Here is an 18,455-nt window from a genome sequence, read left to right as displayed (position 1 = left end):
CCACCGTTGGTGGTCACTGGCCTCACACCGGGCGCTTGCTGCCATCGCCGGAAATCTCGCGGACCAGCTTGGGTACCAGGTAGCCCGACAGCCGCGTCGTCAGCTGCGCGTGCAGTGCCTTGGCCGTCTCGTCACTGACCTCGAAGTGGGCCACGCCCTCCACCCGGTCCACCTGGTACAGGTAATAAGGCAGCACGCCGGCGGCGAAGCTGCGCTCGCTCAGGTCCTGCAGGGCCTGCAGCGAGTCGTTGACCCCGCGCAGCAGCACCGCCTGGTTGAGCAGGGTGGCGCCGGCACCGCGCAGGCGGGCCATCGCCGCGTCCACGGAGGCATCGAATTCGTTGGCGTGGTTGGCATGGATCACGAACGCCAACGGCCAGGGCAGGCTGGCCATCCATTGCACCAGGTCCTCGTCCACGCGCTCGGGCAGCACCACGGGCAGGCGGCTGTGGATGCGCAGGCGGCGCAGATGCGGGATCTGGCGGAGTGCATCGGTCAGCTCGACCAGCTTGTGGGTGGCCAGGGACAGCGGGTCGCCGCCGGACAGGATCACCTCGTCGATGTCCGGGTCCTGGGCGATGGCGTCCACCGCCTCGCGCCAGCCTTCCTTGGCCGCGTTCTCGGTGCCGTAGTCGAAGTGGCGGCGGAAGCAGTAGCGGCAGTTGATCGCGCAGCTGCCGGTGGTGACCAGCAGGGCGCGGCCGCGGTACTTCTGGATGACCCCGGTGGCTTTCTTGGCCAGGCCATCGCCGACCGCATCCAGGCTGAATCCGGGCACCACCTGCATTTCATCAGTGATCGGCAGCACCTGGCGCAGCAACGGGTCGTGGCGGTCGCCGTGGCGCATGCGGGCGATGAAGCCCTGCGGCACGCGCACCGCGAACTGGCGGGCGGCGTCGGCCGATACGGGCAGGGCATCCGGGTCCAGGCCCAGCTGCTGCAGCAGCGCCCTCGGGTCGCGTACCGCCTGGCGCCACAGCTGTTGCCAGCGCACGGGGGTGGGCAGGGGCGTGGCGGAAAGCTGCATGGAATGGGGGCCTGCGGTTATCATGTCGGTCAGAAAAACGAGTCACCCCACCGGTGCCGGTGGGTTTTCCATTCTATCCGGCTCGCCGCGCCTGCGCGGCGTTTGCCCATTCAGGAGTTTCAGCATGGCCACTGTGGGCATGAACGATGTCAAGAACGGGATGAAGATCCTGGTCAACAATGAACCGGCGGTCATCACCGAGACCGAATACGTCAAGCCGGGCAAGGGCCAGGCCTTCACCCGCATGAAGTACCGCTTCATCAAGTCCGGTCGCGTGGTCGAAATGACCATGAAGGCCACCGATGACGTGGAAAAGGCCGACGTCGTCGACACCAACATGGACTTCATGTACAGCGACGGCGAGTACTGGCACTTCATGGACCCGGAATCCTTCGAGCAGGTCCAGGCCGTCAAGTCCGGCATGGGCGGCGCCGAGAAGTGGCTGAAGGGCGAAGAGTCCTGCATCGTCACCCTGTGGAACGGCGAGCCGATCTTCGTCCAGCCGCCGAACTTCGTCGAGCTGAAGATCACCGAAACCGACCCGGGCGTCCGTGGCGACACCTCCGGCGGCGGCGGCAAGCCGGCCACCCTGGAAACCGGCGCCGTGGTCCGCGTGCCGCTGTTCGTCAACCAGGATGAAATCATCAAGGTCGACACCCGCTCGGGCGAATACTCCGCACGCGCAGGCAAGTAATCCGGCGAAGCCGGATTACGGTAGAGCCGACCGTTGGTCGGCTGCTGTTGTCGGCCAAGGCCGGATGACGGTAGAGCCGACCGTTGGTCGGCTGCCGATGCCACACGCAGCCGACCAACGGTCGGCTCTACGTCAAAAGCGTCCCGTTCCAGAGCGTCCCGGTCGCCCACACCCTCGGGTCGTCCGCCCAGACAAGTGAGCCCGCATGACCGACACCGCACGCATTCCCGAAACCTGTGACCTGCTGATCGAAGCCGGCTACGTGGTCCCGATCGAACCGCATGCGGTGGTGCTGGAAGACCATGCCGTGGCCGTACGCGGCAGCGAGATCATCGCGATCCTGCCGCGCGCCGAAGCGCGAGAGCGCTTTGCGCCCAAGCAGACCGTATCCCGCCCCGACGCGGCCCTGATGCCGGGCCTGGTCAACGCGCACACCCATAACCCGATGACCCTGCTGCGGGGCGTCGCCGACGACCTGCCGCTGATGGTCTGGCTGCAGCAGCACATCTGGCCGGTGGAAGCGGCGGTGATCGGCCCGGAATTCGTGGCCGACGGCACCACCCTGGCAATCGCCGAGATGCTGCGCGGCGGTACCACCTGCGCCAACGAAAACTACTTCTTCTCCGACGTCCAGGCCGCCGTCTACAAGCAGCACGGCTTCCGTGCCCTGGTTGGCGCGGTGATCATCGATTTCCCGACCGCCTGGGCCAAGACCGACGACGAATACTTCGCCAAGGCGGGCGAGCTGCACGACCAGTGGCGCAACGACCCGCTGATCGGCACCTCGTTCGCGCCGCACGCGCCGTACACCGTCAACGACGCCAATTTCGAACGCGTGCGCATGCTGTCCGACCAGCTGGACATGCAGGTGCACCTGCACACGCATGAAACCGCGCAGGAAATCACCGATTCGATCAAGCTGCACGGCCAGCGCCCGCTGGCGCGGCTGGACCGCCTGGGCCTGGTCAACGACCGCCTGATCGCGGTGCACATGACCCAGCTGACCGAAGCGGAAATCCACCTGTGCGCCGAGCGCGGCGTGAGCGTGGTGCATTGCCCCGAATCCAACCTCAAGCTGGCCTCCGGTTTCTGCCCGGCGTGCGCGCTGCAGCGTGCCGGCGTGAACCTGGCCATCGGTACCGACGGCTGCGCCAGCAACAACGACCTGGACATGTTCAGCGAGAACCGCACCGCGGCGATCCTGGCCAAGGCCGTGGCCAACGATGCCACCGCGCTGGACGCGGCCACCACGCTGCGCGCGGCCACCCTGGGCGGCGCGCGCGCGCTGGGCTTTGGCGACCGCATCGGCTCGATCGAAGTGGGCAAGCAGGCCGACCTGGTCTGCGTGGACCTGTCCGCGCTTGAAACCCAGCCGCTGCACCATGTGCTCTCTCAGCTTGTCTACGCCGCCGGCCGCCACCAGGTCAGCGATGTCTGGATCGCCGGCCAGCCCAAGCTGGTACAGCGCGAACTGGTCGGCATGGACACCGCGGCGATCGTCGCCAACGCGCGCCAGTGGCGCGAGCGCATCCGACACATCCGTGCTTGATGCACCAAGGATCCCCATGAACACCCCTCACGCTTCCACCAATTTCGACCAGGCCGAACTGGACAAGTTCGCCGCCCTCGCCAACCGCTGGTGGGACGTCGACGGCCCGCAGAAGCCGCTGCATGCGCTGAACCCGGTCCGCCTGCAGTACGTCGCCCAGCGCGTGCCGCTGCGCGGCGCCCGCGTGCTGGATATCGGCTGCGGTGGTGGCCTGCTCAGCGAAGCACTGGCCAAGGAGGGCGCTGACGTCACCGCGATCGACCTGGCCCCGGAACTGGTCAAGGTGGCGCGCCTGCACAGCCTGGAGTCGGGCGTGACGGTGGACTACCGCGTGCAGGCCGCCGAGGACCTGGCCGCCGAACAGCCGGGCAGCTTCGACGTGGTCACCTGCATGGAAATGCTGGAGCACGTGCCGGACCCGGGCGCGATCATTGCCGCCTGCCACCGCCTGCTCAAGCCGGGCGGCCAGCTGTTCCTGTCCACGGTCAACCGTACCCCGGCCGCCTTCGCGGTGGCCATCGTCGGTGCCGAGTACGTGGCGCGGCTACTGCCCAAGGGCACGCACCACTACCAGGACTTCATCAAGCCGGCCGAGCTGGGCAAGTGGCTGCGCGAGGCCGACCTGAGCCTGCGCGACGTCAGCGGCATGGCCTACGAGCCGTGGCGCAACCGCGCGCGGCTGAGCACCCGCACCGACATCAACTATCTGGCCCATGCGGTCAAGCCGGACGATGCCGCCGGTGTCTGAGTCCGGTTTTCCGCACGCGGTTCTGTTCGACCTGGACGGCACGCTGCTGGACAGCGCGCCGGACATGCTGGCCACCGCCAACGCGATGCTGGCCGCGCGCGACCGCGCCCCGATCCGCCTGGACGCCTTGCGTCCGGTGGTGTCCAAGGGGTCGCGCGCGATGGTGTCGGTGGCGTTTCCCGAGCTTGGCCAGGTCGAGCGCGACGCGCTGGTGCCCGAGTTCCTGCAGCGTTATGAAGCGCTGATCGGCCAGCACGCGGTGCTGTTCGACGGCGTGGCCGGCATGCTCGATGCACTGGATGCAGCGGGCTGCGCCTGGGGCATCGTGACCAACAAACCCGAGTACCTGGCGCGGCTGATCGTGCCGCAGCTGGGCTGGGACGCGCGTTGCAAGGTGCTGATCGGTGGCGACACCCTGGCCCAGCGCAAGCCGCACCCGCTGCCGCTGCTGGTCGCGGCCGAGCGCATGAACATCGCGCCGGGTACCTGCATCTACGTGGGCGACGACGAGCGCGACATCGTGGCCGCCAACGCGGCGGGCATGGCCTCGGTCGCTGCCCTCTGGGGCTACCGGCTGGACGCCGACGACCCGCTGGCCTGGGGTGCCGAACGCATGATCGAGCACCCCGCGCAGCTGCAGCGCGCCGACGCCTGGCCGCCCGCACGCGGCTGACCCGTAGCGATCCGGTAGGTACCCACCGTTGGTGGGTACACACGCGATCTGGTAGGTATCCACCGTTGGTGGGTACACACCACAACCCAGGCACGCACCGGCGTTGAGCCGCTGCGCACCCCCGGTAGGTATCCACCGTTGGTGGGCACCGCCCCTTTGCAAGGATTTCCCCCGTGACAACTTCCAGCGCCCTCGACAGTTTCCTGGACAAGTGGCGCACCCGCTGGCCGGAATGGTCGGTGGCCGAACCGTTCGTCCCCGAGGCGCAGCGCACCCTGGTGGTGGCGTGGTTCACGCTGCTGCAGGAGTTCGACGACATTCTCAATACCAGTGGTGACCCGATGCCGGCCGATGCCAAGCTGGCGTGGTGGGGCGAGGAGCTGCGCAGCTGGGCCGGGCAGCGCTCGCGCCACCCGCTGGGCCGCCTGCTGGAGCCGGTGCGTGCGCCGTGGACCGCATTGGCCGATGCGCTGCCGGAGCTGATCGAAGCCCGCGCGGCCGCACTGGAGCCGGCGCAGGCATTCAAGGCGCTGCAGCCGTATGCGGCCGCGGTGGCCGCGGTGGAAGCGGTGATGTTCGATACGCCCGCGCGCTGTGATGTGGCCACCCCGGTGCTGGTGCAGACGTTGGCCCAGCGGCTGAATGCCGCCGGTGTGGCGGCCGTGCCGCGTTCGCTGCTGGCCGCCGGCGAAGGCGATGCCGCGCAGCGCTGGGCACAGCAGCTGCTGGCACGGTGGCCGTCCCGCGTGCCGGGCCCGCGCGCACGGCGCATGTACGCCTCGCTGGCGCGCACGCGGCTGCAGGCCAGTGCGCAGGGTCGCGAGCTGAAGGTCACGCCGATGCGCACGCTGCTGCGCACGTGGTGGGCCGGCCGGGGCTGATCGGGCGCAACGCCGCTCCAACAGCCGTAGCGCCGGGCTCTGCCCGGCTGCTCTTCGCGCGATGGATGGATGGTGGGGGAGCCGGCCAGCGGCCGGCACTACCGGTTGTCGCGCGTGCATCGACCAACGGTCGATGCCTACCGGTTGGTCGGCGCCGGATCGCAACACCCGTAGCGCCGGGCTCTGCCCGGCTGCTCTACGCGCAATGCATGGATGGCGGGGAGCCGGCCAGCGGCCGGCACTACCGGTTGTCGCGCGTGCATCGACCAACGGTCGATGCCTACCGGTTGGTCGGCGGCGGATTGCATCACCCGTAGCGCCGGGCTCTGCCCGGCTGCTCTTCGCCCGATGTATGGATGGTGGGGAGCCGGCCAGCGGCCGGCACTACCGGTTGTCGCGCGTGCATCGACCAACGGTCGATGCTTACCGGTTGTCGCGCACGCATCGACCAATGGTGGATGCCTACCGGTTGGTCGGCGCCGGATCGCAACAGCCGTAGCGCCGGGCTCTGCCCGGCTGCTCTTCGCGCGATGGATGGATGGCGGGGAGCCGGCCAGCGGCCGGCACTACCGTGCATCGACCAACGGTCGATGCCTACCGGCTATTTGCTGCGGTCGAGCACCAGCAGTGGGTCGATGCGGGTGTCGAACCAGTTCATGCCCCAGTGCAGGTGCGGGCCGGTGGCACGGCCGGTGGCCCCAACCGCGGCAATCACCTGGCCCTGCTCGACGCGATCGCCCACCTTCACGTCGATGCGCGACAGGTGCAGGAAGTTCGAGCTGATGCCGAAGCCGTGGTCCAGCAGCAAGGTGCCGCCGGTGAGGTACAGGTCCGGGCCGGCGAAGGTCACCACGCCGGCCGCGGGGGCCTTGACCGGCGTGCCGGTGGGCACGGCGATGTCCATGCCCGAATGGCCTGCGCCGGGCTGGCCGTTGTACACCCGGGCATTGCCGAAGCGTCCGCTGATGCGCCCCTGCACCGGCCAGATGAAGGGCTTGGCGAAGTCGGCACGGTCGTCGTCGCGCGCACGCGCCGCCGTCACCTGGGCCTGCTCGCGCTTGATCCGTTCGGCAATCGCCGGGGGCGGGTTGACTGTCTTGGGCGGCACGCCGTTGACGCGTTCGGTCGGCCAGTCGCGCGGGGTCACCGCGATGCTCACCGTGTCACTGCCGCCGTCGGGGCGCTGCACCTGGAGCTGCAGCGGTCCCTTCTCATCGCGGCCGATGCCGAACACCACGCTGCCATAGCCGCTCACCCGCAACGTGCGGCCGGCGTACTGCACCACGCTGCCCGCCGGCACCTTGCCGATCACCATGGCGCCCTGCGACGCGCTGGCCGGAAACACCACGCGCGTGTCGGCCTGTGCCTGGGCCGGCGCCGGCAGCAGGGCAGTCACGCCCGCGCCACCCGCCGCCAGCAGGGCCAGGCCCAGCATCGATGCCCGCATCAGCGGTCGAAGCTCATGCGCTGGCCGTTCGGCGCGCCCACCAGCTTCCCGCCGTCCCACGCCTGCTCGCCGTTGACCCAGGTCGAGGCGATGCGCGAACGGAAGGTCATGCCCTCGAACGGCGACCAGCCGCACTTGGACAGCACGTCCTCACGCTTCACGGTGAACGGCACGTCCTCCACCAGCACCAGGTCGGCGAAATAGCCTTCGCGCAGGTAGCCGCGCTGGCTCACGTCGAACAGCTGCGCCGGCGCATGGGCGAACTTCTGCACCACCTGGGTGATCTCCAGCTTGCCTTCGTGCACCAGCTCCAGCGCGGCCACCAGCGCGTACTGCACCAGTGGCAGGCCCGACGGCGCCTGCGGGTAGGGCTTCTGCTTTTCTTCCCAGGTGTGCGGGGCGTGGTCGGTGGCCAGCACGTCGATCACGTCCTCGGCCACGGCGCGGGTCAGCGCTTCGCGGTCGCTGGCTTCCTTGATCGCCGGGTTGCACTTGATCAGGTTACCCAGCCGCGCGTAATCGCTGCGGTCAAAGCGCAGGAAATGGATGCAGGTTTCGGCGGTGATCTGCTTGCGGCTGCCATCGGCGCGGATCAGCGGGCCGCGTTCGAACAGCTTGAGCTCGTCGGCGGTGGAGATGTGCAGCACGTGCAGGCGGGTGCCATGCTTTTTGGCCAGCGACACGGCCAGCTCGGAGGACTTCAGGCAGGCCTCGCGCGAGCGGATGTCCGGGTGCTGCTCGGCGCTGAGCGCATCGCCGTACTTCTCGGCGTACTCCTTGGCCTTGGCATCGATCATCGGGGTGTCTTCGCAATGCGTGATGATCGGCGTCGGCGCGTCGCGGAAGATGGCGTCGAGGGTTTCCGGGTTGTCCACCAGCATGTTGCCGGTGGAGGCGCCCATGAACACCTTGATGCCCGGCGCGGTCTTGGGGTCCAGCGACTGGATGTGGGCCAGGTTGTCGTTGCTGGCGCCCATGTAGAAGCCGTAGTTGGCGCGCGCGCGACCGGCGGCGGCGTCGTATTTGGCCTGCAGGATCTCGGCGTTGAGCGTGGGCGGGTTGGTGTTGGGCATGTCCATGAAGCTGGTCAGCCCGCCGGCCACGGCCGCGGCCGACTCGGTGGCGATGTCGCCCTTGTGGGTCAGGCCCGGTTCGCGGAAGTGCACCTGGTCGTCGATCATGCCCGGCAGCAGCCAGCGGCCGGCGGCATCGACCACGGTTTCACCCGGGCGGGCCTCCAGGCCGGTACCGATCTGCGCGATGCGGCCGTTTTCGATGCGCAGGTCGCCCTGACGGATGGTGCCTTCGTTGACCAGGCGGGCGTTGACGATGAGCGTGGAGGACATTTCAGTGTTTTCCTGTGCAGCGGCAGGCAGCGTCGTGCGCGGCGCGCGGGGGCACCTCGTCGATGCCACCGGGATGGAAGGGATGGCAGCGGCCCAGGCGGCGCGCGGCGAGCCAGCTGCCGCGCGCGGGCCCATGCGTGGCGATGGCTTGCATGGCGTATTCAGAACAGCTGGGCATGAAGCGGCAGCGCGGCCCCAGCAGCGGGCTGATGAAGCGCTTGTAGAAGCGCAGCAGGGCAATGAGCAGGCGTGAGATCACCTGCCAATCTTAAGGCAGTTGGCATGAAGGGCGCATTTGTCGCAGGATGGGACGTTGGTCCCCTCCGCGCCCACGCGCGTGGCGGGCCGCCCCGGCCGTTGGCCGGGTCAGGTACCGAACTGCGCAAGCCGGCCCCGCTGGACGGGCGGACCGGCTCCACGCCTTGCGACTCCGGGGCTGAACGGAGTAGGCGGTGTGGTTGCTGCTGCTGGTCGGGTAGGCTATAAAGGCCCGCTTTCCCGGGCCCCGGGGAAACCAAGGAAGAGCGTTTCGTGGCTGCTAAAAAAACTGCAAAGAAGGCCGTCAAGGCCGCCAAGAAAACCGCCAAGCCTGTTGTTAAGAAGTTGGCGGCCAAGTCCGTTGCCAAGAAACCGGCTGCCAAGCCGGCTGGCAAGCCTGCATCCAAACAACCGGCGACCAGGACGGCACCCGTAAAGAAACCTGTCGCCAAGACCCCGGCCAAGGCGGTGAAGAAAGCCGTCGCCAAGAAGCCGGTGGTGAGCAAGGCACCGGTGAAGAAGGCCGCGCCTGCCAAGAAGGTCGTGGCCAAGAAGGCCGCGGTGGCCAAGCCGGTCGCCAAGGCGCCGGTGAAAAAGGCCGCACCGGCCAAGACCGTCGCGAAAAAATCCGTGAAGCCGGCAGCTGTCAAGCCGGCCTCCACGCCAGCACCGGTGAAGAAGGCGGCGGTCAAACAGCCGCCAGCCAAGCCGGTGAAGGCAAGTAAAACCGCCAGCAAGCCCGTGGCAACCAAGCCGGCCGCCAAGCCGGTTGCAGCACCCGTAGTGAAGTCCGCACCGAAGCCGGCATCGCCGGCGACGGCCAAGTCTGTCCCGGCCAAGAGCGCGGCCAAACCTGCTACCCCTCCGGCGTCCGCGCCGGCGCCGGCAGCAGCCGCCCCCGCCTCCAAGGCCCCGCAAAACAAGAATCCCGTGCCCGTTTCGAAATCGCCTGCAAAAACCCCCGCCAAGTCCGAGTCCGCCCCCAAGCCCGTGTCGCGTCCGGTCGGCAAGGTCGCCGTTGCCGTGGCAGCGCGCTCGTCCGCCCCGGCACCGCGCACCAAGGTCAAGGTGGTGGAATACAAGACTGACGAAGCCACCGGTCGTCCGATCCTGCCCGACGGCTACAAGCCGAGTGCGGAAGAGGAATACATGAGCCCGCTGCAGCTGGAGTATTTCCGCCAGCGTCTGCAGCACTGGCGCAATGATCTGGTGGAGGAATCCAAGCAGACCATCGCCAACCTGCAGGAAGAAGTGCGTGACATCGGCGATGAAGCCGAACGCGCCACCCGCGAGACCGAGAACTCGCTGGAACTGCGTACCCGCGATCGTTACCGCAAGCTGATCGGCAAGATCAACAGCACGCTGAAGCGTCTGGAAGACGGTGACTACGGCTACTGCGTGGACACCGGCGAAGAGATCGGCCTGGATCGTCTGGAAGCGCGTCTCACCGCTGAGCGCACGATCGACGCCCAGGAACGTTGGGAGCACCTGCAGAAGCAGCAGGGCGACTGATTTTCTGGTGGTTGATGGATAGTGAAAAGCCCGGCTTCGGCCGGGCTTTTTTGTGGTTCGGTGGCGAGGCGCGCGGCGCCTGATTGCCATCTCGCGGGCGCTGGCGGGTCACCCTCGGCAGGACCGTTGGCGCCATGGATGGCGCCAGACGAGCACCATGGAGGGGATCTGGCGTGTCCTGCCGAGGGTGACCCGCCAGCGCCTTGACGGTGCGTCGCATGTGCGGGTCGGAACCCATCACGGGTCGCACCGGGGTAGAGCCGACCGTTGGTCGGCTGCCGTCGCCACGGGGGTGCGACAACGCCGTACCGACCAACGGTCGGTACCTACTGCAGATCCCGCAGGTTCAACCGGCGCAGCGTCGGGTTCTTCCAGGCGGTGATGCCGGCCACGCTGAGCACGGCGAAACCGCCCAGGACCACGGCCGGGGCCAGACCCAACAGCTTGGCCATGGTGCCCGCATAGAACGCGCCCAGTTCGTTGGACGAACTGATGAAGATGCCGTTGATGGACGACACGCGGCCGCGCATCTCCTCCGGCGTGGCCAGCTGCAGGATGGTCGAGCGGACCACCACCGACACGCCGTCGAATGCCCCGTAGAACAACAGGATCAGCGCCGACAGCCAGAAGCTGTGCGACAGCCCGAAGCCGATCACGCACAGGCCGAAGCCGGCCACCGCGAACAGCAGCACGCGGCCGGCATTGCGCTGCAGCGGCCGGCGGGCCAGCCACAGGCCCACGCAGACCGACCCGAGCGCAGGGGCCGCGCGCAGGATGCCCAGGCCTTCCGGGCCGTGGTGCAGGATTTCATGCAGGAACGCCGGCAGCATCGCCACCACACCGCCGAGCAGCACCGAAAACATGTCCAGTGCCATCGCCCCGACCATGATCCGGTTGCCGAGCACGAAGCGACCGCCCTCGGCGATGCTCTTGAAGATCGGCGCGGCCGGGCCGGTGTGCACCGGTTCGGAGACGCGCAGCACGGCCAGGCAGCCGACCGCGATCAACGCCACCGCCACCGCCACGCCATAGGCCACCCCCTTGCCGCCCCAGGCCACCAGCAGGCCGCCCAGCGCCGGGCCGGCCACCATGCCGGCCTGGAACACCACCGCGCCCAGGCCCGCACCACGCGCGTACTGCTGGCGCTCGAGCACGCGGGCGAACAGGGCGTTGTAGATCGGCGACAGGAACGCGCGGACCATGCCGGTCATGGCGATGGCCGCATAGATCGGCCACACCCCGTGGAACGGCAGCCAGCCCTGGGCAACGGCGGTGAGCACCACGGCGGTCAGCACCAGGCCGCTGGCGGCAACCATGCCCAGCCGGCGGCGGGGCAGGTGGTCGACCAGATAGCCGGCGAATGGGGCCACGCAGAAGAACGGCAGCACCTCGGCCAGCCCCACCAGGCCCAGCGAGAACGGATTGCGGGTTACTTCGTAGATGTGCCAGCCCACCGTGACCGCCACGATCTGGTAGGACAGCATCGCGCAGATGCGGTAGGCCAGCAGCAGCGAGAAGCCGGGACGGGCCAGCAGGGTCAGCGCGCTTTCGGCGGGCTCGGCAGGGGCGTCGGTACTCACGACTGGGCGTGCTGCGACTGCGCGGTCTCGCGGATGAAGGCCAGCATCGCCGCAACGCCGTTGCTGCGGGTGGGCGACAGATGGCGGGACAGGCCGATGTCCTGGATGTAGGTCGGTTCGGTGGCCAGGATCTCGGCGGCCGAACGGCCCGAATACACCCGCAGGGCGAGGTAGATCAGTCCGGAGACGATCGCCGAGTCGCTGATGGCGTGGAAGCGCAGCTGCTGCGCGTTGCCCTCGGGCACGATCCACACCATCGACTGGCAGCCCAGCAGGCGGTGCTCTTCGGTCTTCCACGCGTCGGGGAAGGTGGGCAGCTTGCGGCCAAGATCGATCAGGTACTGGTAGCGCTCGGACCAGTCGCTGAAGAAGGCGAATTCATCGGCGATGGCCGCCTGTGCCTCGGCAGCGGTGGGTTCAAGCGGGAACGGGGAAGCAAGGGTCATGGGGGACTCCGGGCCGGTAGCTGCCTTCCGTGGTCAGGCCGTGGTGGTTCGGGGGGAACACCCGGCCATCCGTGGCCGGATCTGTGTCGCGGTAGCGCCCGGCGGTCGGCCGGGCGGGGCATCAACGCTTGCGTACCCAGCGCACACCCTGGGCGGTGTCTTCCAGCGCGATGCCTTCGGCGGCCAGCTGGTCGCGGATGGCGTCGGCGCGGGCGAAGTCGCGGCCCTGCTTGGCGGTGGTGCGGGCATCGATCAAGCCCTGGATGCGCGCATCGTCATCGGTGTCGCCCGGTGCGTTGCCAAACCAGGCGGCCGGATCCTGCTGCAGCAGGCCCAGCGCCAGGCCGGCCCCGAGCAGCGCGGTCTTCCAGCGGGCCTGGTCGGCCGGCGCGGCCTTGCGGGCTTCGCCAGCGATGCGGGCCAGTTCGGCCAAGGCCTGCGGCGTGTTGAGGTCGTCGTCCAGGGCCGCGTCCATCTCCGCGGGGATGACCGCAGTGGCCTCGACGGCGGCCAGGTCGCGCAGGGTGCCGTACAGCCGGTCCAGCGTGCGCGCGGACTGTTCGATCAGCGCGTCGGACCAGTCCAGCGGCTGCCGGTAGTGCGCCGACAGCAGCGCATAGCGCAGCGCCTCGGGCGCATGCTTGCGCACCAGGTCGTGCACGCGCTCGATGTTGCCGATCGACTTGCTCATCTTGGCACCGCCAAAGTTGAGCATGCCGTTGTGCAGCCAGAACCGGGCGAAGGTCTGGCCGCCGTGGGCGCATTCGCTCTGCGCGATCTCGTTCTCGTGGTGCGGGAACTGCAGGTCCACGCCACCGGCGTGGATGTCGATGGTCGGGCCCAGGTGCGCGGCCGCCATCGCCGAGCATTCGATGTGCCAGCCCGGACGACCCCGGCCCCACGGCGATTCCCAGCCGGGCAGGTCGTCGCTGGAGGGCTTCCACAGGACGAAATCGCCCGGGTCGCGCTTGTACGGGGCCACGTCCACGCGTGCGCCGGCCAGCATTTCGTCCGGGTCGCGGCGCGACAACTTGCCATACCCGGCATAGGAACCGACCGAAAACAGCACGTGGCCTTCGGCGGCGTAGGCGTGGCCGGCCGTGATCAGCTGCTCGATCATGGTGACGATCTGCGGAATGTGCGCAGTGGCTTCCGGCTCGATGTCCGGCGGCACCACGCCCAGCGCGGCCATGTCCTCCCGGTAGGCCGCGGCGAACCGGTCGGTGATCGTCGAGATCGGCACGCCCTGTTCACGCGCGGCGGTGTTGATCTTGTCGTCCACGTCGGTGATGTTGCGGGCGTAGCGGAGGCCGCCGAAGCGGCGCCGCAGCAGGTCGGCCAGCACCCCGAAGACCACCGGGCCGCGGGCGTTGCCGATGTGGACATAGTTGTAGACCGTGGGGCCGCACACATACAGGGTCGGACAGGTCGGATCGAGCGGGGTGAACGGTTCGAGCTGGCGTGTCAGGTTGTTGTGCAGGCGCAGGGTCATGGGGGCGGTGGTGGGGGCAAAAGGGGGCAAGCCCGCGATTTTAGATCACATCGGCGCCCAGCGCCGGGGCCGCGCGGCAACCGGCCCGGGGCAGGGGGGCTATGGGCAGAATCATCGCGGAAGGGTAATGTTCAGCCCCTTGTGCCTGGCACTGCCTAAACTATCCACCTTGTCCACTTCCCTGTTGCCAATGAAATCCGCTTCGTTGTTGACCCTGACCTGCCTGCTTGGCGGCGCTGCCTCCGTGGCCTGCGCCCAGGACGGCGAGGTCCGGAACCGGGTGGTGATCGTGGAGAACGTGAAGTTCGACTACGCCCAGGTGCTCAACGTCGAACCGGTGTTCCAGACGCTGCGCGCGACCCGCACCGAAGAACACTGCGAGCCGGTGTCCACGCGTACGCTGGCCCCGGTCAACGTCACCGGGGAAGAGCCGCAGGAAGACAAGGGCCGGTTCGGCCGTTTCATGGACTCGGTGCGCTCGATCTTCCGCCGCGAAGACGGCACCGAGGAAGAGATGCCGGTGGCCGAAGCGCCCGCACCGGCGGCCAACAACGGCCCGCTGTTGACCCGTGAATGCCGGATCATCCCGGTCGGCCGCGAGTTCCGCCGGCCGATCGCCTACGACGTGGATTACGTCTACAAGGGCACCAAGTACCGCTCGCGCCTGCCCGAAGATCCGGGCAACCGGCTCAAGATCCGCGTCTCGATCACCCCGTGGATCGGCGCCGAGCAGGGCAGCGCGGCCAATCCCTGAGGCCGTTCACCGGCCCTGTGAAGGGTGTCCCACCCCGTGAGGGGCGTACCCGGCCACGGCCGGTGCCCACAATTGACATTCAGGCCTTGCACCCACCCGGGGTGCATGCAAAGATGGGCGGCCATGAAACTCACCGACTTCCAGCACGACACCAGCGCCGCCCGTATGGCTACGGGCATGACGTCGCGTGCCCGCCGACCGGAACCCCACATTTTCGCTGGGTAACCGGAGCTTCGTGCTGTCTGTTCGGAAAGCCCAGCCCCCGCGCTGGGTTTTTTCGTTTCTACGATCCGAAAAGTTTCATCTGTATACGTTTTGTTGAGCCCTGAACGCGCCCCGGCGCCCCCAACCTCCGCCGGCAACGGTGGAAAACCAGCCGCAAAGGATCGATCGATGTCCCTGAAGCACTTCCTGAACACCCAGGATTGGAGCCGCACCGACCTGGATGCCCTGCTGACCCAGGCCGCGCTGTTCAAGCGCAACAAGCTGGGCGACGAGCTCAAGGGCAAGTCGATTGCCCTGGTGTTCTTCAATCCCTCCATGCGCACCCGCACCAGCTTCGAGCTGGGTGCCTTCCAGCTGGGCGGGCACGCCATCGTGCTGCAGCCGGGCAAGGACGCATGGCCGATCGAGTTCAACCTGGGCACGGTGATGGACGGGGACACCGAGGAGCACATCGCCGAAGTGGCCAAGGTGCTGGGCCGCTACTGCGACCTGATCGCGGTGCGTGCCTTCCCGAAGTTCATCGACTGGGCCAAGGACCGCGAAGACATCGTGCTCAAGAGCTTCGCCAAGTACTCGCCGGTGCCGGTGATCAACATGGAAACCATCACCCACCCGTGCCAGGAACTGGCCCACGTGATGGCGCTGCAGGAGCATTTCGGTACCCAGGACCTGCGCGGCAAGAAGTACGTGCTGACCTGGACCTACCACCCCAAGCCGCTGAACACCGCGGTGGCCAACTCGGCGCTGACCATCGCCACCCGCATGGGCATGGACGTGACCCTGCTGTGTCCGACCCCGGATTACATTCTGGACGAGCGCTACATGGGCTGGGCCGAGCAGAACGTGGCCGAGAGCGGTGGGTCGCTGCAGGTCAGCCACGACATCGCCAGCGCCTACGCCGGCGCCGACGTGGTGTACGCCAAGAGCTGGGGCGCGCTGCCGTTCTTCGGCAACTGGGAACCGGAAAAGCCGATCCGCGACCAGTACCAGCACTTCATCGTGGACGAAGCCAAGATGGCGCTGACCAACAACGGCGTGTTCAGCCACTGCCTGCCGCTGCGCCGCAACGTGAAGGCCACCGACGGCGTGATGGACTCGGCGCAGTGCATCGCGATCAACGAGGCTGAAAACCGCCTGCATGTGCAGAAGGCGATCATGTCGGCGTTGATCGGCCGCTAGTGCCGACGGGGTAGAGCCGACCGTTGGTCGGCTGCGCCTCAACCGTCACACCGAAGATTTCAGCCGACCGGCGCAGGATTTCAGCCGACCGGCGTACCGCACGATTCAGCCGACCAACGGTCGGCTCTACCGAATCCTAATTCCCCAATTGGACCTGACCCCCATGAGCAACAAAGACATCGTCCTGGCTTTCTCCGGTGGACTCGACACCAGCTTCTGCGTGCCGTACCTGCAGGAGCGCGGCTACAACGTGCATACCGTGTTCGCCGACACCGGCGGCGTGGATGACGAAGAGCGCGATTTCATCGAGAAGCGTGCCGCCGAACTGGGCGTCACCAGCCACGTCACCGTCGACGGTGGCCCGGCGATCTGGAGCGGCTTCGTCAAGCCGTTCGTGTGGGCCGGCGAGGGCTATCAGGGCCAGTACCCGCTGCTGGTGTCCGACCGTTACCTGATCGTGGATGCCGCGCTCAAGCGCGCCGCCGAGCTGGGCACCAACATCATCGCCCACGGCTGCACCGGCATGGGCAATGACCAGGTCCGCTTCGACCTGGCCGTGAAGGCGCTGGGCGACTACCAGATCGTCGCGCCGATCCGCGAAATCCAGAAGGAACACACCCAGACCCGCGCCTACGAGCAGAAGTACCTGGAAGAGCGCGGCTTCGGCGTGCGCGCCAAGCAGCAGGCCTACACCATCAACGAGAACCTGCTGGGCCTGACCATGTCCGGCGGCGAGATCGACCGTTGGGAAGCCCCGGGCGAAGGTGCCCGCGGCTGGTGCGCACCGCGCAGCGAATGGCCGGAACAGGCACTGACGGTCACCCTGAAGTTCGTCGAAGGCGAAGCCGTCGAGCTGGACGGCAAGGCGCTGCCGGGTGAGCAGATCCTGGCCAAGCTCAACAAGCTGTTCGCCCCGTACGGCGTGGGCCGTGGCGTCTACACCGGTGACACCGTGATCGGCCTGAAGGGCCGCATCGTGTTCGAAGCGCCGGGCCTGGTCTCGCTGCTGGCCGCGCACCGCGCGCTGGAAGATGCCGTGCTGACCAAGCAGCAGAACCGCTTCAAGCCGGACGTGGCGCGCAAGTGGGTGGAGCTGGTGTACGAAGGCTTCTACCACGACCCGCTGAAGACCGACATCGAAGCCTTCCTGAAGTCCTCGCAGGCCAAGGTCAACGGTGAAGTGGTGCTGGAAACCCGCGGTGGCCGTGTGGATGCCGTGGCGGTGAAGTCGCCGCACCTGCTCAACACCAAGGGCGCTACGTATGCACAGTCGGCCGACTGGGGCGTGGAAGAGGCCGAAGGCTTCATCAAGCTGTTTGGTATGAGCTCCACGCTGTACGCGCAGGTCAACCGCTAAGGCGATTCACCGGGGTGCCGGCCGCTGGCCGGCGCCTCGCAAAGCCGATGGAGGGGTAGTGCCGGCCGCTGGCCGGCTCCTGGAACGGCCGGATCATTGCAGAGCCGGCCAGCGGCCGGCACTACCGATTTTGAACCCTACGGATATCCAGACACATGTTGGAACAGACACTCGATCACCTGCAGCAGCTCGTGTCCTTCGACACGCGCAATCCGCCGCGGGCGATCACCACCGGCGGCATCTTCGATTACCTGCGTGCGAACCTGCCCGGGTTCAACGTGGAGGTGATCGACCATGGCGACGGTGCGGTCAGCCTGTATGCGGTGCGTGGCACCCCGAAGTACCTGTTCAACGTGCACCTGGATACCGTGCCGGACTCGCCGCATTGGACGGCCGACCCGCACGTGATGCGGCGCGCCGAGGATCGCGTGATCGGGCTGGGCGTGTGTGACATCAAGGGCGCTGCGGCGGCCTTGGTGGCCGCAGCGAATGCCAGCGATGGCGATGCCGCGTTCCTGTTCTCCAGCGACGAGGAAGCCAACGATCCGCGTTGCATCGCTGCCTTCCTGGCCCGTGGCATTCCGTATGAAGCGGTGCTGGTGGCCGAGCCGACCATGAGCGAAGCGGTGCTTGCGCACCGTGGCATCAGTTCGGTGCTGATGCAGTTCACCGGCCGCGCCGGGCATGCCTCGGGCAAGCAGGATGCGGCGGCCAGCGCGCTGCACCAGGCCATGCGCTGGGGCAACCGCGCGCTGGACCACGTGGAATCGCTGGCGCATGCACGCTTCGGCGGGCTCACCGGCCTGCGCTTCAACATCGGCCGGGTGGAAGGCGGTATCAAGGCCAACATGATTGCGCCTGCTGCCGAAGTGCGGTTCGGCTTCCGCCCGTTGCCGTCGATGGACATCGACGCGTTGCTGGCCACCTTCGCCGGGTTTGCCGAACCGGCCGCGGCGCAGTTCACCGAAACCTTCCGTGGCCCCAGTTTCCCGGCCGGCGACATCGCCGAAGCGGAAAACCGCCGCCTGGCCGCGCGCGATGTGGCCGATGCCCTGGATATTCCGATCGGCAACGCGGTGGACTTCTGGACCGAGGCCTCGCTGTTCTCGGCCGGCGGCTACACCACACTGGTGTACGGTCCGGGCGACATCGCCCAGGCCCACACCGCCGATGAGTTCGTGACGCTGGAGCAGCTGCAGCGTTACACCGCATCCGTGCACCGCATCATCGCGCACGGTGCCTGATCGAATGACGCCGTCGTGGTCCCCCACTGACGGAACTCCCATC

Annotated in this window: 17 protein-coding genes; 10 read left to right on the top strand and 7 right to left on the bottom strand. The window is 67.7% G+C overall.

The annotated features are described in order from the left end of the window. Positions 1 to 22: 22 nt before the first annotated feature. Positions 23 to 1,051, bottom strand: coding sequence for an EF-P beta-lysylation protein EpmB (gene epmB, locus AC6CHL_RS08005; protein WP_498294089.1), 1,029 nt, complete (start codon positions 1,049 to 1,051; stop codon positions 23 to 25). Between the two features lie 100 nt (positions 1,052 to 1,151). Here epmB and efp point away from each other — a divergent pair, with 100 nt between their 5' ends. From efp to AC6CHL_RS07980, 5 genes are all read left to right on the top strand, one after another. Then, the gene (gene efp / locus AC6CHL_RS08000) at positions 1,152 to 1,721 is read left to right on the top strand and encodes an elongation factor P (protein ID WP_038687396.1); all 570 of its coding nucleotides are present in this window, start codon (positions 1,152 to 1,154) and stop codon (positions 1,719 to 1,721) included. 205 nt (positions 1,722 to 1,926) lie between these two features. Continuing rightward, positions 1,927 to 3,270 (top strand): TRZ/ATZ family hydrolase, encoded by a 1,344-nt coding sequence (locus tag AC6CHL_RS07995; RefSeq protein WP_038687400.1) that lies wholly within the window; start codon positions 1,927 to 1,929, stop codon positions 3,268 to 3,270. Positions 3,271 to 3,286: 16 nt separating this feature from the next. Further along, positions 3,287 to 4,018, top strand: a complete 732-nt coding sequence (gene ubiG, locus AC6CHL_RS07990) for a bifunctional 2-polyprenyl-6-hydroxyphenol methylase/3-demethylubiquinol 3-O-methyltransferase UbiG (protein ID WP_038687402.1) — start codon at positions 3,287 to 3,289, stop codon at positions 4,016 to 4,018. Then, a complete protein-coding gene (locus tag AC6CHL_RS07985) occupies positions 4,002 to 4,691 on the top strand; it encodes a phosphoglycolate phosphatase (protein ID WP_447594764.1) in 690 nt (229 codons plus the stop codon). The genes ubiG and AC6CHL_RS07985 overlap by 17 nt, the downstream gene beginning before the upstream one ends. A 173-nt stretch (positions 4,692 to 4,864) precedes the next feature. Beyond that, positions 4,865 to 5,572: a squalene/phytoene synthase family protein gene (locus AC6CHL_RS07980; protein ID WP_498294088.1), complete on the top strand. Its 708-nt coding sequence runs from the start codon at positions 4,865 to 4,867 to the stop codon at positions 5,570 to 5,572. A 601-nt stretch (positions 5,573 to 6,173) separates the two neighbouring features. Here the strand turns inward: AC6CHL_RS07980 and AC6CHL_RS07975 are convergent. From AC6CHL_RS07975 to yidD, 3 genes are read right to left on the bottom strand one after another with little or no spacing between them, the layout of a single operon-like run. After that, on the bottom strand, positions 6,174 to 7,019 hold the full coding sequence (locus tag AC6CHL_RS07975; RefSeq protein ID WP_498294087.1) for a M23 family metallopeptidase: 846 nt from the start codon (positions 7,017 to 7,019) through the stop codon (positions 6,174 to 6,176). Next, positions 7,019 to 8,365: a dihydroorotase gene (locus tag AC6CHL_RS07970; RefSeq protein ID WP_498294086.1), complete on the bottom strand. Its 1,347-nt coding sequence runs from the start codon at positions 8,363 to 8,365 to the stop codon at positions 7,019 to 7,021. The genes AC6CHL_RS07975 and AC6CHL_RS07970 overlap by 1 nt, the downstream gene beginning before the upstream one ends. A gap of 1 nt (position 8,366) precedes the next feature. Next, positions 8,367 to 8,624, bottom strand: a complete 258-nt coding sequence (gene yidD / locus AC6CHL_RS07965; protein ID WP_019182827.1) for a membrane protein insertion efficiency factor YidD — start codon at positions 8,622 to 8,624, stop codon at positions 8,367 to 8,369. Positions 8,625 to 8,896: 272 nt separating this feature from the next. Here yidD and dksA point away from each other — a divergent pair, with 272 nt between their 5' ends. Further along, entirely contained in the window at positions 8,897 to 10,135 is a 1,239-nt protein-coding gene (gene dksA / locus AC6CHL_RS07960) for an RNA polymerase-binding protein DksA (protein ID WP_498294085.1), read from the top strand. A gap of 326 nt (positions 10,136 to 10,461) precedes the next feature. Here the strand turns inward: dksA and AC6CHL_RS07955 are convergent, their stop codons facing one another. From AC6CHL_RS07955 to cysS, 3 genes are all read right to left on the bottom strand, one after another. Beyond that, positions 10,462 to 11,715, bottom strand: coding sequence for an MFS transporter (locus AC6CHL_RS07955; protein WP_038687413.1), 1,254 nt, complete (start codon positions 11,713 to 11,715; stop codon positions 10,462 to 10,464). Beyond that, on the bottom strand, positions 11,712 to 12,161 hold the full coding sequence (locus AC6CHL_RS07950; RefSeq protein ID WP_038687415.1) for a SufE family protein: 450 nt from the start codon (positions 12,159 to 12,161) through the stop codon (positions 11,712 to 11,714). The genes AC6CHL_RS07955 and AC6CHL_RS07950 overlap by 4 nt, the downstream gene beginning before the upstream one ends. 121 nt (positions 12,162 to 12,282) lie before the next feature. After that, positions 12,283 to 13,653 (bottom strand): cysteine--tRNA ligase, encoded by a 1,371-nt coding sequence (gene cysS, locus AC6CHL_RS07945; protein ID WP_498294084.1) that lies wholly within the window; start codon positions 13,651 to 13,653, stop codon positions 12,283 to 12,285. A 190-nt stretch (positions 13,654 to 13,843) separates the two neighbouring features. Here cysS and AC6CHL_RS07940 point away from each other — a divergent pair, with 190 nt between their 5' ends. The 4 genes from AC6CHL_RS07940 (at position 13,844) to AC6CHL_RS07925 (ending at position 18,412) form a co-directional block, all read left to right on the top strand. Continuing rightward, positions 13,844 to 14,407 (top strand): hypothetical protein, encoded by a 564-nt coding sequence (locus AC6CHL_RS07940; RefSeq protein ID WP_038687418.1) that lies wholly within the window; start codon positions 13,844 to 13,846, stop codon positions 14,405 to 14,407. A 393-nt stretch (positions 14,408 to 14,800) separates the two neighbouring features. Beyond that, complete coding sequence (locus AC6CHL_RS07935; RefSeq protein WP_038687420.1) at positions 14,801 to 15,811, top strand: N-acetylornithine carbamoyltransferase; 1,011 nt, start codon at positions 14,801 to 14,803, stop codon at positions 15,809 to 15,811. Positions 15,812 to 15,974: 163 nt separating this feature from the next. After that, positions 15,975 to 17,168: an argininosuccinate synthase gene (locus tag AC6CHL_RS07930; RefSeq protein WP_141059262.1), complete on the top strand. Its 1,194-nt coding sequence runs from the start codon at positions 15,975 to 15,977 to the stop codon at positions 17,166 to 17,168. A gap of 155 nt (positions 17,169 to 17,323) precedes the next feature. Then, positions 17,324 to 18,412 (top strand): acetylornithine deacetylase, encoded by a 1,089-nt coding sequence (locus tag AC6CHL_RS07925; protein ID WP_038687424.1) that lies wholly within the window; start codon positions 17,324 to 17,326, stop codon positions 18,410 to 18,412. The last annotated feature ends 43 nt before the right edge of the window (positions 18,413 to 18,455 follow it).

The organism is Stenotrophomonas sp. GQ19, assembly GCF_059758695.1.
The sequence above is the reverse complement of the archived record's forward strand: the minus strand, read 5'-3'. Positions and strand labels throughout refer to the sequence as shown.

Bases quoted from the DNA above. Each gene is read 5' to 3' on its own strand.
- epmB (WP_498294089.1), bottom strand. From the start codon at position 1,051: ATGATAACCGCAGGCCCCCATTCCATGCAGCTTTCCGCCACGCCCCTG.
- efp (WP_038687396.1), top strand. From the start codon at position 1,152: ATGGCCACTGTGGGCATGAACGATGTCAAGAACGGGATGAAGATCCTG.
- AC6CHL_RS07995 (WP_038687400.1), top strand. From the start codon at position 1,927: ATGACCGACACCGCACGCATTCCCGAAACCTGTGACCTGCTGATCGAA.
- ubiG (WP_038687402.1), top strand. From the start codon at position 3,287: ATGAACACCCCTCACGCTTCCACCAATTTCGACCAGGCCGAACTGGAC.
- AC6CHL_RS07985 (WP_447594764.1), top strand. From the start codon at position 4,002: ATGCCGCCGGTGTCTGAGTCCGGTTTTCCGCACGCGGTTCTGTTCGAC.
- AC6CHL_RS07975 (WP_498294087.1), bottom strand. From the start codon at position 7,019: ATGCGGGCATCGATGCTGGGCCTGGCCCTGCTGGCGGCGGGTGGCGCG.
- AC6CHL_RS07970 (WP_498294086.1), bottom strand. From the start codon at position 8,365: ATGTCCTCCACGCTCATCGTCAACGCCCGCCTGGTCAACGAAGGCACC.
- AC6CHL_RS07950 (WP_038687415.1), bottom strand. From the start codon at position 12,161: ATGACCCTTGCTTCCCCGTTCCCGCTTGAACCCACCGCTGCCGAGGCA.
- cysS (WP_498294084.1), bottom strand. From the start codon at position 13,653: ATGACCCTGCGCCTGCACAACAACCTGACACGCCAGCTCGAACCGTTC.
- AC6CHL_RS07940 (WP_038687418.1), top strand. From the start codon at position 13,844: ATGAAATCCGCTTCGTTGTTGACCCTGACCTGCCTGCTTGGCGGCGCT.
- AC6CHL_RS07935 (WP_038687420.1), top strand. From the start codon at position 14,801: ATGTCCCTGAAGCACTTCCTGAACACCCAGGATTGGAGCCGCACCGAC.
- AC6CHL_RS07930 (WP_141059262.1), top strand. From the start codon at position 15,975: ATGAGCAACAAAGACATCGTCCTGGCTTTCTCCGGTGGACTCGACACC.
- AC6CHL_RS07925 (WP_038687424.1), top strand. From the start codon at position 17,324: ATGTTGGAACAGACACTCGATCACCTGCAGCAGCTCGTGTCCTTCGAC.